Below are 14,326 nucleotides of genomic sequence, written 5' to 3'. Positions count from 1 at the left end.
GAGACCTGTATGCTCAACCATCCCACCCACGAACGCCTGATCGAGCTCGGCTTGAGCGGCATGGCCAAGGCCTTCGAGGAGCAGCGACGATCGCCTGATCTCGAAGCCTTGCCGTTCGAAGATCGCATCGGCCTGCTGGTCGACCGGGAAGCGGCGGAACGCGACACCAGGCGGCTCACCACGCGCCTCAAGCTGGCCTCGCTCCGCCAGAATGCCTGCGTGGAGGACGTCGATTTGCGCACGCCGCGGGGTATCGACCGGGCCGTCTTCGCCAAGCTCGCCAGCGGCGACTGGATCGATCGCCACGAGAATTTGCTCATAACCGGGGCGACCGGATTGGGCAAAAGTTAGCCTGTGCCCTCGGCCACAAGGCCTGCCGAGATAATCGCTTGGTCCTCTATCACCGCGTCCCAAGATTGTTCGAAGCGTTGGGGCTCGCGCGGGGCGATGGACGTTATGCCCGCTTGCTCAAAACCCTTGGCCGCGCCCAGGTTCTGATTTTGGATGATTGGGGATTGTCGGTGCTCACCGCTGCCGAGCGGCGCGATCTACTGGAAATCCTTGACGATCGCCATGGCCGCTCCTCCACCATCGTAACCAGCCAACTCCCTGTGGACACATGGCACGAAGTTATCGGAGATCCCACGCTAGGCGACGCGATTCTGGATCGCCTCGTCCACAACGCTCACCGCCTCCAGCTTGCTGGCGAAAGCATGCGAAAACGCAACGCCAAAACCATCACCCTTGACGAGCAGCCAGAACGCTGACCCTATCACCGCCTCGGCCGGAGCGAGGCTGCTCACGATCGTCTGAATTCGGCGCTCATGATCGCGCGAAATCGCTGCTCACGATCACTGAAATATGCACGAATTGAGCAAAACCTATCTTGCGCAACGTTTTCAAAGTTGACTCATGCAGAACTGCCGCCCATCTTACGCCTTCTCAGAATACGGTCATAGGAATAACGCTGCGAGCGTACCAAGCGCGCCAAGCACCAGCCCGATCAGCGAACCAGCCGTCGGCACATCTCGAAAGAGCAGAAGCGTGAGACTCGGTTCCACCACTAAACTTGCTCCCACCGAGATGGAGATGATTATCCAAATATTCTTCAGATGCATGTAGCCTAGGTTTTTAGTCCCGGCATTTGCTGGAGCGGGATTGAGTTTGAATCGTTCTGGCTGGGAAGTCCAGCATTTGCAGATGTATTGGTAGGGTGTGAGGCCCTTCAGGGTCTTCAGCCGCCGAACGTAGTTGTAGGCGGTGATGAAGTCGGCAAGGTGAGCTTCGAGCTGATCGTGTCGATCATAATGGTAGCGTTGGACGGTCACTTCCTTGATCGTGCGGTTCATGCGCTCGACATGGCCATTGGTCCAGGGATGCTTGATCTTGGTCAGCCGATGTTCGATCCCGTTTTCTTGGCATCGCATATCGAACATATGCGTCACGTATATTGCTGTCGGGCCGTCCGCATAGCGGGGTGGGAAGGTGAACTGGATCCCATTGTCGGTGAGCACTGTGTGGATCTTGTAGCGGACAGCCGCGATCAGAGCTTCGAGGAAGGCCGAGGCGGAGGTCCTTCCCGTCTTCCTAGCCAGTTGTACAAAGGCGAACTTGCTGGTGCGACCGATTGCGACGTAGAGGTAGAGCTTGCCTTCGGCAGTCTGGAGCTCAGCGATGTCGATGTGGAAATAGCCGATCGGATAAGCCTTGAACTTTTTCTTCGAAGGCTTGCCGCCTTCAACCTACGGCAATCGGCTGATGCCGTGGCGTTGGAGGCAGCGATGCAGGGACGACCGCGTCAGATGCGGGATGGTCGGCTGCAGGGCATAGAGGCAACCGTCGAGCGGCAGCAGTGTATGCCGCCGGAAAGCGACGATGGCCGCCTCCTCCTCGATGGAAAGGACTGTCGAGTTGGCTTTCCTTGGGGCCTGTCGAACGATCGGCGACGGTCTCGCGCTGCTTCCACTTCGCGACAGTCTTCTGGTTGATCCCGTAGCGCTTGGCGAGTGCTCTCAGGCTCTCTTGACTATTTTGTATTGCTCGACGGACTGCCTCCGTCGTGGTGGCGCAGCCGTGTAAAACTTGTCCCATAGCGCATCCTTCGAACCGTGCGACAAGAATGCACCATCAAAGCCCGGGACTGAACACCTAGTGCGTATCCGCAGACGAGCAGGATACCGCCGAGGGATATCAGCAGGAACATCGGCAGGAGCGCTGTCAGATGCCCGCCTTTCCAAACCGCTTTGAGGCAATCAACTCCGCGATTATCGAAAGCGCTTCTCCAAGCAAAAGCGCTCCCACCGCTGCAATCTTCAATATTGAGCTCATCGTCTAACGTATCGAAGACGCTCCTTAAAGGCGCCGGCATCGCAAAGGGCTTGGCCAGGCACCAGTGCTCACGGAGCTCCGTGCCCATGAGCAGCTCCTTAGTACCGATCGACGCCGATTAGGTACCAATGGAGCAGCGAGACTGGCCAAAAAGAACGCAACCGTGATGCGGGTGTCAGCTCCCAATCCAGAGCATCACGGCCTAAGCTGCGATCCGCACGGGAAGCACGGAATAACCGTGCACAAAATTTGACGCAATCCGCTCGGGCTCGCCGACAACCTTGACCTCTAGCCCCGCATTCAACATTTCCTCCCACAGGATTCTCAGCTGCAGTTCCGCAAGATGTCGACCAACGCAACGATGGATGCCGAAACCGAACGAAAGATGCTGCCGCACGTTCTTGCGGTCGATCACGAAGCTACTCGCATTCTCGATGACCTCTTCGTCGCGGTTACCAGAGATGTACCACATGACGACCTTGTCCCCTTGCCTGATTCGTTTCCCACCCACGATGGTATCGACCACGGCGTTCCGGCGCATATGTGCGATGGGTGTCTGATATCGAATAATCTCGGACACAGCGCTCGACACCAGCTTGGGATTATTGCGTAGTTTTCGCAACTCGGAGGGAAACCGGTTCATGAACAGGAGCCCCCCGGTGATCGAATTGCGCGTAGTGTCATTGCCTCCCACGATCAGCAGAATCAGATTCCCGAGAAACTCCATCGGATCCATATGGCGCGTCGCAGGAGAATGCGCCATCATGGAAATCAAGTCGAGGCGAGGCTCGGCATTGATGCGCTCATTCCAAAGACGGGTAAAATAGTCCAGGCACTCGAACAGGATTTTGCTTCGCTTGTCCCAGCTATCGACAGCATGACCTTTTTTCGGAATTGTAGCACCTATGTCCGACCAATAGGTCAAGAGCCGTCGATCCTCGAATGGAAAGTCGAATAGTGTGGCGAGCATCTGCGTCGTCAACTCAATGGAGACCATGTCCACCCAATTGAACGCATCATTGCGCGGCAAGCCGTCCAGAATCGTCCTGACCCGACAGCGAATTAAGCCTTCGAGTTTTGTCAGATTTTCCGGTGCAACTATCGGACTTACTGTATCGCGCTGCTCGCGATGTTTGGGAGGACCTATCTTGATGAAACTCTGAGTCCAGTGCTCATCAGGCACATCGATAATCGTGACTCCTCGCTCTGACGAAAATACCTTATGATTTGCATCTACCGCCAGGATATCTCGGTATTTCGTTAGGGACCAATAGGGACCATAAGGACTGTCTTGGCAGTAATGAACGGGATCCTCCCTTCGCAGCCGCTCGAAGCAGCTCCATATCCTATTATCTTGAAAACGCTTTGCTTCGCTTACGTCCAGATTGCTCAGCGGGATGTTGCAAGCATCGTCGGCTCCAACGTCTGCCAATCGAGTTTCCATGACCGTCTCCGCAGATCTTGCTCGCTCGAGAGCTCACGGATCCATTTAGCGATTTCAGGTTTCGAGCTGCCGTAGCGTCTTGTTGGGGGTTGTCGTTCGACACGGTATCGCAAAGTTTACGCAACCACCCCCTACCATTATTGGGGGTCAGGATCGCATTGACTCTCTAAATCAATCTGTTCCAGTGGATCGATGAGAAACTATCACTGGTAGACAGGCGTCGCGTCATGGCAGCCGCATTACTGCTCGAGCTATCGAAAAGGACGCAATGTGATCCTTCTTTGAAAACGGCTAACCCCGCCATCTTCGGCGGCTCGGGACCGCCCCCTCAATTCACTACTGAAATGGACCCCGATTTTGGGACCAGAGGTTAAGTTGGAAAAGGGCCGCTCCGTTTGATAGACGGAGGGCATGAAGAGCTGGCTCCGCAAATTCGGACAGTAGCTTGAGTGGATTTTCTGCCTGAGAGCGGCGAGGCTTCTTGCCGCGAAACAGGAGCGAAGATGACGAAGAGGAGTCGCCGGACGCATTCTCCGGCATTCAAGGCAAAGGTGGCTTTGGTGGCCGTGAAGGGGGAGAAGACGTTGGCCGAGCTGGCGCAACTGTTTGATGTCCATCCGAACCAGATCACGACCTGGAAGTCCCAACTCCTGGAAGGCGCCGCCGGAGTGTTTGGGCAGGACAACGGACCGGCCGAGGCGCCGGTCGATTTGAAGCGTTACATGGCAAGATCGGCGAGCTTGCGTTGGAGAACGATTTTTTGTCCGGCGCGCTCACCAAGGCGGGCCTGCTGTGTCGACCAATTGCCGCCATTTGCCTCAGCACCGCGCGTCAAACTCGTCGTCTTTCCAGGCGGTCACATGTTCTATTCACGAGATGGCTCGCGCCACGCGTTTCGTGCAGAGGCCGAAGCGATTATGAAGTAACCATGACCACCGCGAACGAGGTCACAAGCATGCTCGCGTTCGCACGAGCATAGTTATGATCTCTCAACGAGATCCGGGCACCGGCTTCAATCGGCGCGAGACTCGGCTACGATCATCGTGAATCAAGCAATTGGGTGGGAATTTATGTGTCGACTAAGCTTGGACTCGATTCTGGTCTGCCAGACCTGCCCGCTCTACCTGTCGCGCGGCGGTTTCGGTCAGGATTTGAGGATTGGCCTCAGGCTGCCGCCGATCGGCATCTTTTTCTATGTCGTCGCCGGCCGTACGCACCTCGTGCCGTGGATGATGGGACAGACAGGCGAAGCCGTCGACGGCAGGGGCATGGCTGGTAGGTCCATGGTATCCGTAAATCCACGGTCGCGATCCAGCTGCTGACGATGGTTCTCCCGCGTTCCTGGCAGCGCTGCGCCTCCTGCGCCAGACGAATTCGAAAAGCGAGCCAATCGCGCCTGCCGTTCTCACGCACGCGCTCGCTCAAATGGCGCGGGTCGGTCGCCGCATTTTTGATGTTGCCTTCGCTGAGATTGCCTGCCGCTAACTCTTTGATGAGCGCCTCGTCCGCCGCGTCGACCCCGCGCGTCCGGCCGGCTGCCTCGCGTAATGAATGCGAAGCTTCGTTGAAGAAACCTCTGACTGCCCCGCGTCTCGCGAGGGTTTTTTACTCCTGCTCCCGCCAAGGGCTTTGCCGCCCCCGATCTGATGCGTGACCACAGTCCGCGGATTTTTCCGCTCTTGGCGTGAACCGCAGCGTCTGAGTCCGGCAAGCTGTAGCGTTCGCTGCTGAACGGGTCATCCCGCAAACTGGACTGCGGCGCTAGGGCGGGGATGTCCCGATCGCTGTTGAACTACGTCGGGTCGACGTTGCCGGAATGAATATTACGCAGCCCTCGTGACGTGGGCAACGGACTTGATTGTCATGCGATCGTGGTGAGCTTGAAGGGCCGCACGCAGAACCGACAATTGCTTATGCGCCTTCAATCGTCGGAAGCCCTTGTTGGCCTCGATCATACCGGCCGCGACCCATCGCAAGGCCATACCGGCATCCCGCCAGCGTTTAACGTTGCGCGTGACGCGGCGAATGGTGCCCATCATGTTCTCGGCGATATTGGTACAGGCGAGCGATCGGCGAAGCTCCTTCGGCAACTTCAACCGGACGACAGTCAGGATTTCGTCGAGGCCTTCGAGGATACTGGCCGCAACGCCGGGCCATTGCTGGTCGAGTCGACGCGCGAGATTGCGGATCAATTTTTCAGCCTTGTCGGCGTCATCGAGCTCCCAGGCCTGGCGCAGCACCCGGCGGGTGGCCGCATGATGCTCTTTCGGCAGGCGTTCCATGATGTTGCGCGCCTTGTGGATCTGGCAGCGCTGGATCGCAGCGGCCGAACCGAAGGTGCGGCGGATCGCCTTCGACAACGCCTTCGCGCCGTCGGCGATGAACAGTCTTGGCACCGTCGGGTCGAGCCCGCGCGAGACCAGGTTGTCCAGCAGGGCCTGAACCGTTGCTGCATTCTCGGTCGCCCCTTCCACCAGCGCCAGCGGATGCTTGTTGCCTTCGCCGTCAACCCCGATCGCGGCCACCAGCACGAGATCGTCGTCGAGATGCAGCCCGTCGATTTGGACCACCAGAAGGTCGAGCGCGGACAGATCGGCAGCCATGAAGTCGGCCAGCCGCGCCGCCGACAGAGCCACGAACCTCCGCGAGGCCGCCGACTTCGAAATCCCCGATCCGGGCGGTGCCGGCACGTCACCCTCGGGCAGCCGGACGGCGCGGCCGAACCGGCGCGTCGACACATTGATCAGCATCAGGTTCATCGCCCAGCGACCGAGCCAGTCCTCCTGCGCCGCCGTTTCCCAGCTCGGGATCGTGACCTCGCGGCCGTCCATGCCCCGGACCCGCGGGCGATCGACCTCGATCTTGCCGCCGTGGAAACCGATCCGCCCCCGCGTTCGGCCCCAACGGTGCGCCCGCCGCGCCGCATCACGACCGTGGCGCGGCCCGCAGGCCGCTGTCACATCCGCCTCCATCATCGTGCCGAGCGCCTCGATTCCTGCCGCAAGGCAGAACCGATCGAAGCTCGCTCGCACTTCCGCAAATGATTTCTCCACAGCCCCGGTCGCCGGCCAACCAGCCGGTGTGATATCTCTCGTCATGGCGTTGCTCTCCTTTGTGGAATCAGCACCCCGAGCCTACCGGCTCAAGGTGGGCAACGCCGACCTCTTCAGAAATTCAACAGAACCCGGGACATCCCCGCTAGGGCGAAGCTTCAAGCTGAAAGCGGGGAATGTCCAAGCTCGCCCGCCCACCGCCGAGCGCGCCGCCTCTAGAACCAAGGTGTGGCGGCATCCGCATCGAACCGCCGATATCGCCTCGGCTGATCCGTCCACGGCCCTCTGCGACAGCCCGATCCGGCGAAGGCGAGCTTGCGGGGGTCCCCTCCGTCGAATCAACCTGCAAATCCTCCATCCGCCGCTCAAAGTTGCTTTGCTGGCTTGCGTTGCCTGCTCGCGCCTGTTGCGCGGCGTACTCCTCGATTCAAGCGCCCGAATTGAAGAAGGGGTCGGTTGGATCCATCCGTTCTCCTTGCGATGGTACAGGGCTTGCGTAATCCGCACGCCTTACAAGGCCGCAAGCGGCAGCCGTTCGGCGGCCGTTGGATTCTGGAGAATACGGGATTCAGCTTTCGAAAGCTGACAAGAATTAGGAATTCGCAGCCGGCAATGTCGATCGCTTTGCTTTCCTTCTTAAAGGAGGCAACAAGAATCTGGCGCGCTACGATGGCCGCCCCTGCCCGAATGCGAGTTGCTGTGGACGAGCCGCCCGAGCGCAACGAGGCTCGGGTCAAAGGGTTTGAAAACCCTCCACTTCCCGAGCGTTCGTCTAATTTTTATCTTGAGGGTTCGCTGGACAGCCAATCTGTCGCGCCCCCGAAGAACGCTTTCAGCGACCATTTCGCGGCTTCGCTGTCAGTCAATTGATGAGAATGAGGCTCGCGGCCTGCGGGATTAGCCCCGATGCTGGAGGATTTGTATTCGGCATAGTAGGCCGTCTTGAACGTATCCGTCTTGCCGGGGGCCCATTCGCGCCAGCCTTCCGCAATGACCGGCGCATCGATCTTCGTCGACAGGAAGATCACTGTGGCATAGGGGCGCCAAGCGCGGCCAAGCGCAACATAGCGCGCACCAGGCTCGGCAGTCAGCCTGCACTGATCGAACACAAAGGCACTGTCCTCGCCCGGCGCTCTTTTGCTCTGCGCCGTATACACAACCGCTTGATTTGCGATGCCGTGCAACTCACAGCGCCTGAAATAGGCCTTCGCATTGCCAAAAACGAAGTCGACATGCCCCTCGATGTAGCAATCAGAGAAGTACTGCCGCGACATTCGACCGTTAGGGCCCTTACCGGCGAACAATGTATCCTGGGCGCCAAGCAGGCGAACATGGATGATTGCGTCCCGGTCGCCGGTCACCGATAGAGCCACGGCCTGCGAAGCTGGATTGTCCCCCTTGAGGGAATAGTCGTTTTGGACCGTCAGATTGTCGAGCCGGAAGTCATCGCCCGAGGCGTTGAGCGTCGCAGAACGGGCCGTCCCTCCCGCGTTGATTGCGCCATCGCCGTACACGATGATCGTATCATCCGGCTTTTTGCCGGTACCTTTGAGATGAACACCAGGTTTGAGGACTTTGACCTTTTCGCGATAGATGCCAGGCTCGATCTGGATATCCCCGCCTTGCGGTGGCAGTGCGTCAATGGCTGCCTGCACGGAGTGATAGGCCGTCTCTCCGGCGTGCGACACAAAAAGCAACTGAGTATCGGCTGCCGAGATAGAGCAACATTCCGCGAGAGCCGCAGCGGATAGCGCGATCATTCGCATGTGACCTTCTCCATCCGATCCGCTGCGGGCTCGATGATCGATACAAACAGCCGCAGCGCAACAGCAGCCGAACCTTGCCAACGCAGCGAGTATGCCGCCGGGCGCGATTTCCAGAGCGGCTGACCGCGACAAGGCTTGTCGGAAAGCTTGGCAAGAACGTGAGCGCTATGAAACGACCCGGGGCGCAACGCCACTCAATCTCAACCGCATTGACACGAACCTGACCCGCCGGACACGAGTTTGTTGTGGTTACGCATTAACTAGTTCCGGAAGGCCTTTGCACATTGCTCCCACCCGCCCGGCCCCCTCTCTCCAGCCCAGCCGGGCAGCGGCGGCGACACTTCAGAATGATCGGCGGTTACATTGGCGTTTTCCAGCCGCCAAGTCGCAGACTCGGCAAACCGAACATCCTCCAGCGTCACGTCAAGTGCATGCTTGCCGTCTACACCGCGCATCAGCAGCGTACCGTTGTCGCCGCGCACATGGCGGAGAGCGATCTGGCGATAGACTGGAATGCTGAAGCCTTGTGCGTGTGGATTGTACTTTGTATCGAAGGCGATCGGCCATCGGTTGCCGCGCAGACACACGTTCTCATAAGTCACTCGCTCCACCAAGCCGCCTCGACTGACATCGCTCTTGATGCGCAGGCCGGATGTCGTGCCATCCAGCGTCAGGTCGCGCACCAATATGTCGCTGGCGCCGGAGTTCACTTCGCTGCCGATCGACATTCCATGTCCCCAGCCGAAGTAATTGTCGATGATGGAGATATGACGGCTTGGGCCATTGTCGCCGGCTTTAATGGCCACGTTATCGTCTCCAGTGCGGATAAAGCTGCGGGTGATGGTCACATCCTGGCTGGCGCCAGGGTCGATGCCGTCGGTGTTGCGGGCCTCGGCCGGCGCATCGATCGTGAGCCCCCAAAAGGTGGCACCTTCGACCCTGTTCATCACGACGTGGAAATTGGGCGCATTGCGTAGCGTGACACCATAGAACGTGATGTCCTGCGCCTGATCGATCTGGATCAAACGCGGGGCGTTCTGATTGCCGCTCTCAGTCTGGGCGCGGCGGGCCAACTGCCACCAAGTTTCGGTGCTGCCGGCCATGGCTGCTCCACCCTGGCCATCGATGGTGCCGTCGCCATAAATGCCGCCGCCACGCGTCTCGGAAAAGCTGATGAACGGACGGCAACCATCGCCCTTGCCTGCGATCCGTCCACAATGGCGCCGGCCTTTGTCATAGAGAGCTGGTTCGGCTATGGCGACAAGCGTGGCGCCACGTCCGATCCATAAGGTGACGCCTGATTTCATCCCGAGCGGGCCCGAGAAGTACTGGCCGCGGCCCAGATAGACCGCCGCGCCGGCGGGGCAATGGTCGATGGCGTCTTGCAACCTGGCCGTATCGTTTGTGCCAGACGGCACCGGGCGGTCGCAGACCGTGTGAGGTGCAACAGGTTCGGCAACAATGCGGCGGTCCTGCGCCTTGGCCACAGGGCAGAAAGCCATGAAAGCAACGAAGGACAATAAGCCCCAGTTGCGGAAACGCTTTGTCATCGACTACCTCGAGCTTTGCCGCCCGCATCCTTGCAGCATGCTTTGTGTGAAGCTGAGCGCTGGCTGGATCGGCCGTAGCGCGGCTAACTGGCATGGGCAAGATGACATTTATAAGACGCAGAGGAGGCGTGAACCTTGCAACCCGGCGACAGCACCTTGCTTGTGAGCGAACAAAGATGAGCCGGTCAAAACGGCTGATCCCAACACTTGTCACGCGCGTGAGCGTTCGTGGCTTGGCTTCTCGCCACTTGCACTTGTGCGCGAATTCTTGCGCTCTACACCGCTCAGCCATTGCACCAAGCCAAGCCCCTGTTGCGAAGACCCGGTTGGCAGCCTACTTCCAGCTGTCGCTCGGTCGGACGCTGCCCCCAGCATCCGCTCGCAGGTTAGCGGGATCCAAGACAGGCTCCAATTGACGTGGTCGCACGTTATGCTCTCCGACCTCCTGCGCACGTGCGCTGAAGTGTCCCAGAGCAGATCGATGAGCCGTCTTCACGCTTCGGCGTTTGCTCGAGCTCTGTCAATTCTGCTTGGTACCTGGCCACATCCGATCGCGCGCGAAGGAGCTTGACTTTGATCTCGTCTCGTCGCCTCGATTCCTCTTCAAGCCGCCAATTATCCTCGATCGGCTCAATGGTCATTTACGTACGGTCTCCGATCTGCAGATGACTACAATCCTCAAAGCCTCGGACTGTCGATCTCCGGCGCAGGTGGACCTTTGCCAGAACGACTTGAGGCACTGTTCACAGCAAGTTGCTCGAATTGTGCGTAGCAGGTTCTATTGTCAGCTTGAGACCATTGTCAGGAAGTTGATACGACACACTCTTAGTGTCTGTTCCAAAACATGTTGAGTCGAATGAATCGGTTGTGATTCAAGGTGAGCGGCCTGATTCGATGGGGACGCGCCGCCAATGTGGACTACCGAGAACCGTGCACGCTACGACCGCAGCCGCCTGCGCTATCCGAGCGACTTGACCGACGAGGAGTGGGCGCTGATCGCGCCTCGCATCCCGCCGGCCAAGCGCGGCGGCAACAAGCGTACGGTGGACCTGCGCGAGATTGCCAACGGGCTGATGTACATCCTGAGCACAGGTTGCCAGTGGCGCGCGATCCCCAAGGACCTGCCGCCGCGCTCGACGCTGTATGGCTACTTCGATCTGTGGAGCTGGAACGGCACGCTCGATAAAATTCATCACGCCCTCTATGTCGAATGTCGCGAAAGGGCCGAGCGCGAGGCTTCTCCCACCGCCGCCATCATCGATAGCCAGAGCGTGAAAAGCGCTGAAAAAGGGGGCCTCATGATCTCCATGGCTACGACGCGGGCAAGAAGATCAAGGGCAAGAAGCGGCACATTCTCGTCGACACGCAAGGCCTCTTGATGCACGCCATCGTGCATGCGGCGGACATCCAGGATCGCGACGGCGGCGTGCTCCTGATGGCAACGTTGTTCGGCCTCTATCCCTTTCTTCTGAAGCTCTACGCCGACGGCGGATATCAAGGGCCACATTTCCAGAAGGGGCTGCGTAGCGCTCTGAAGCGCGTGAACCTCGAAATCGTCAAACGCTCCGATCAGGCTCACCGTTTCGTCGTCTTGCCCAAACGCTGGATCGTCGAGCGTACCTTTGCCTGGCTCGGGCGATGCCGAAGACTGTCCAAAGATTGGGAATGCTTCAATCACAGGGCGCTCGCCTTTCTCAAGCTGGCCTCCATCCGACTCATGCTGCGAAAGCTATGCAATCCAAGGTAATCTTTCCGGACAGACTCTTAGAACGACTGAGTCACAAAACCGCAGGCTTTATCCGGCCGGAATCAGCGATGGTTGAAGCATGGACCATCAGCCGAGGAGGCTACATGAGCGGGCGTGGCACCAAGACCAGTGAGATGCGATTTGCGACGTATTTGGAAGGGCTTGCCAGCGTCATCGGTCATGCTGATCGGAAGGCACCGCTGCGCGACTATTGCGTCGGCCTCATGGCCTGTGGCGGTCGTAAGAGCGTGGAGCCAATGGCGGCGATGACGGCTCCGGAACGGACGGCCGCCCAACATCAATCGCTGCTGCATTTCGTCGGCAGCGGCGCCTGGTCGGATGAGAAGGTGCTGGGCAAGGTACGAGAGATGGTCCTGCCGGCGATCGAACGCCAGGGCCCGATCGAAGCTTGGATCATCGATGACACCGGATTTCCCAAGCAGGGGCGACATTCGGTTGGAGTTGCACGGCAATATTGCGGGCAGCTCGGCAAGCAGGATAATTGCCAGGTGGCGGTGTCATTATCGATTGCCAATCACCACGCCAGCCTGCCTGTTGCCTACCGCCTTTATCTTCCGAAGGAATGGACTGAGGATTGCGATCGGCGGCGCAAGGTGGGCATTCCTGCCGAAGTCGGCTTCCGGACCAAGCCGGAGATCGCGCTGGAGCAGTTGCGGTGGGCCTGTGCGACCGGCCTTCCGCGTGGTGTCGTGCTGATGGACGCGGGCTATGGCAACAACAGCGATCTGCGCACGGAGATCACGGCGCTGGGATTGACCTATGTGGCGGGTCTTCTGTCGAGCACAACGGTATGGGCGCCCGGCACCGGTCCCTTGCCGCCGAAGCCATGGTCGGGCCGCGGCCGTCCCCCGAAACTGATGCGCCGCAACCGTCAGCGTCGGCCGGCCGCCGTTAAAGCGCTCGCGATCGGCCTGCCGGCCAAAGCTTGGCGCACCATCACGTGGCGGCAAGGAACGAACGAAAAGCTGAGCTCGCGCTTTGCCCGCGTGCGGGTCCGTGCCGCGCACCGTGATTATTGGCAAACCACCCAGCGGTTGGAGGAATGGTTGCTGATCGAATGGCCGAAAGGCGAGGACCAGCCTACCAAATACTGGCTCTCGACATTGCCGGAGGATGTGGCATTCCGGACTCTCGTAGAGACGGCTAAATTGCGCTGGCGCATCGAACGCGACTATCAGGAACTCAAGCAGGAGGTCGGGCTTGGCCACTTCGAGGGACGCGGCTGGCGCGGCTTTCATCATCACGCAACGATGTGCATTGCAGCCTTCGGATTCCTGATCTCCGAGCGGGAGGCGTTTCCCCCCTCAGGCGCTCGGCGCGCCCGGCCGATCCCGCTCGCTCGCGTTTCCGCGGATTACAGACCCCGCGGTTCTGCCGCTACGGACCCAACGTCACATTCCAAATTCGATCACGACGATGCGACGGCGACTCGAACAAGGGCTGGTCCGAACGTTGTCGAGATGTCCTTGTTGTGCAATCAAGTTCGCCCATTTCACAGACCACCGTTTGTGACGCAGTAAGATTAGAAACTTCGCTGCAAAATATCGGCACGCGGTGCGGCCAGAGGCCGCGTGACAAGTTAAAGCTGCGCCGCGTCATGCTCTACGTCGATTAGACCCGCCTTTCCCGCGGCGACGCCGCGACCTTTGACGGTGACTATGGGGAGGAATAAGTGATTTTGCCGCATCCATGACCGGTTGCGCGGTGACTTCGCTTGATGGGGGATCGATGGTTGATCGAGGCCGCTCGCTCTGATCGGCGACGGCCTTTTCGAGCGCGGAGAGGAATTGCCGGCCCTCTTCCGTGATTTCCCAGCCAAGAGTATCGCGAAAGACAAACCCGGCCGAGAAGATATTCAGGTCAGGTGCGCGTTCGGCCAGCCGCTTCATGCGATCGGTCCAGTCACGGCCGCTGTTCATCAGGATTTCAACGGCGTGCCTTATGTCGGCAACGGAGGCCAGCCCGGCAGATTGGCCGGCCAGCACTTTCAGGACGGTCAGCTGGAAGGACACTTCCACCTCTCCGGTGGGCCGGGTGTGCAGTTTCCGGTGCAATGGATCAAGCATAGGGGCGCAACGTCAATATCATAGCGCGGTTAACCTCAACTATATTGACTAACCGCGAGCGCGACGGCCCAGATTTACCTCGCCGCGGGGCGTCAAGGTCAACGCGCGAGCCCGCTTGCCTCAAGACGTGAAAGGCCTCGGGCGTCAGCGTAGCTGATATTGCTCTCCGGCCGCAACGCCGCGGGCCAGTATGGGCCTACCTGGCGGACCCAAGCTGTGCGCGCCCCTTCATCAGCCACAGCATCACTATCGATCGGCAGCACAGCCGACGGCATCGCTGCCTGCGCCGATCTTTGCGCGGTGTGCACCTTGACCTACGGGGTACGATGAGCGCCCAGTTCAGACCGTTCT

The 14,326-nt window shown here is 59.3% G+C and carries 7 protein-coding genes and 4 pseudogenes; 4 read left to right on the top strand and 7 right to left on the bottom strand.

All coding sequences use genetic code 11. The features are described 5' to 3' along the window. The first annotated feature begins 9 nt into the window (after window positions 1-9). Window positions 10-767, top strand: a pseudogene (istB, locus tag HAP41_RS44975) (IS21-like element helper ATPase IstB). Between the two features lie 356 nt (window positions 768-1,123). On the opposite strand, the pseudogene HAP41_RS44970 reads toward istB, so the two are convergent. The 3 genes and pseudogenes from HAP41_RS44970 to HAP41_RS44960 form a co-directional block, all read right to left on the bottom strand. Then, window positions 1,124-2,091, bottom strand: a pseudogene (locus HAP41_RS44970) (IS481 family transposase). Beyond that, window positions 2,027-2,416 carry a hypothetical protein gene (locus HAP41_RS44965; protein ID WP_224581068.1) on the bottom strand — a complete coding sequence of 130 codons (390 nt, stop codon included), beginning with the start codon at window positions 2,414-2,416 and terminating at the stop codon, window positions 2,027-2,029. The pseudogene HAP41_RS44970 and the gene HAP41_RS44965 overlap by 65 nt, the downstream one beginning before the upstream one ends. Before the next feature lie 114 nt (window positions 2,417-2,530). Next, the gene (locus HAP41_RS44960) at window positions 2,531-3,772 is read right to left on the bottom strand and encodes a cytochrome P450 (protein ID WP_166071934.1); all 1,242 of its coding nucleotides are present in this window, start codon (window positions 3,770-3,772) and stop codon (window positions 2,531-2,533) included. Window positions 3,773-4,275: 503 nt separating this feature from the next. On the opposite strand from HAP41_RS44960, the pseudogene HAP41_RS44955 reads away from it, so the two are divergent. Continuing rightward, window positions 4,276-4,564 (top strand): annotated as a pseudogene (locus HAP41_RS44955) (transposase); the annotation flags it as partial. Between the two features lie 1,031 nt (window positions 4,565-5,595). Here HAP41_RS44955 and HAP41_RS44950 read toward each other — a convergent pair. The 3 genes from HAP41_RS44950 to HAP41_RS44940 form a co-directional block, all read right to left on the bottom strand. Then, on the bottom strand, window positions 5,596-6,870 hold the full coding sequence (locus HAP41_RS44950; protein ID WP_166064748.1) for an IS256 family transposase: 1,275 nt from the start codon (window positions 6,868-6,870) through the stop codon (window positions 5,596-5,598). 734 nt (window positions 6,871-7,604) lie between these two features. Continuing rightward, a complete protein-coding gene (locus HAP41_RS44945; protein WP_166071935.1) occupies window positions 7,605-8,591 on the bottom strand; it encodes a pectinesterase family protein in 987 nt (328 codons plus the stop codon). Between the two features lie 260 nt (window positions 8,592-8,851). Further along, window positions 8,852-10,141, bottom strand: coding sequence for a glycoside hydrolase family 28 protein (locus tag HAP41_RS44940; protein WP_166071936.1), 1,290 nt, complete (start codon window positions 10,139-10,141; stop codon window positions 8,852-8,854). 911 nt (window positions 10,142-11,052) lie between these two features. Between HAP41_RS44940 and HAP41_RS44935 the strand changes: the two are divergent. Together HAP41_RS44935 and HAP41_RS44930 are read left to right on the top strand one after the other, a co-directional pair. Further along, window positions 11,053-11,888: pseudogene (locus tag HAP41_RS44935) on the top strand (IS5 family transposase). Between the two features lie 104 nt (window positions 11,889-11,992). Further along, window positions 11,993-13,429 (top strand): IS701 family transposase, encoded by a 1,437-nt coding sequence (locus HAP41_RS44930; RefSeq protein ID WP_166105276.1) that lies wholly within the window; start codon window positions 11,993-11,995, stop codon window positions 13,427-13,429. Between the two features lie 75 nt (window positions 13,430-13,504). On the opposite strand, the gene HAP41_RS44925 is transcribed toward HAP41_RS44930, so the two are convergent. Continuing rightward, complete coding sequence (locus HAP41_RS44925) at window positions 13,505-13,921, bottom strand: hypothetical protein (protein ID WP_166071937.1); 417 nt, start codon at window positions 13,919-13,921, stop codon at window positions 13,505-13,507. Window positions 13,922-14,326: the final 405 nt, after the last annotated feature.

Origin of the sequence: Bradyrhizobium barranii subsp. apii (assembly GCF_011516635.5) — a bacterium.
Lineage (GTDB): Bacteria > Pseudomonadota > Alphaproteobacteria > Rhizobiales > Xanthobacteraceae > Bradyrhizobium > Bradyrhizobium barranii.
This window is presented reverse-complemented; position numbering and strand designations above follow the sequence as displayed.

What these genes read in the sequence shown, in the direction of transcription:
- HAP41_RS44945 (WP_166071935.1), bottom strand. Translation starts at nt 8,591, where the DNA reads ATGCGAATGATCGCGCTATCCGCTGCGGCTCTCGCGGAATGTTGCTCT.
- HAP41_RS44960 (WP_166071934.1), bottom strand. Translation starts at nt 3,772, where the DNA reads ATGGAAACTCGATTGGCAGACGTTGGAGCCGACGATGCTTGCAACATC.
- HAP41_RS44930 (WP_166105276.1), top strand. Translation starts at nt 11,993, where the DNA reads ATGAGCGGGCGTGGCACCAAGACCAGTGAGATGCGATTTGCGACGTAT.
- HAP41_RS44940 (WP_166071936.1), bottom strand. Translation starts at nt 10,141, where the DNA reads ATGACAAAGCGTTTCCGCAACTGGGGCTTATTGTCCTTCGTTGCTTTC.
- HAP41_RS44965 (WP_224581068.1), bottom strand. Translation starts at nt 2,416, where the DNA reads ATGGGCACGGAGCTCCGTGAGCACTGGTGCCTGGCCAAGCCCTTTGCG.
- HAP41_RS44950 (WP_166064748.1), bottom strand. Translation starts at nt 6,870, where the DNA reads ATGACGAGAGATATCACACCGGCTGGTTGGCCGGCGACCGGGGCTGTG.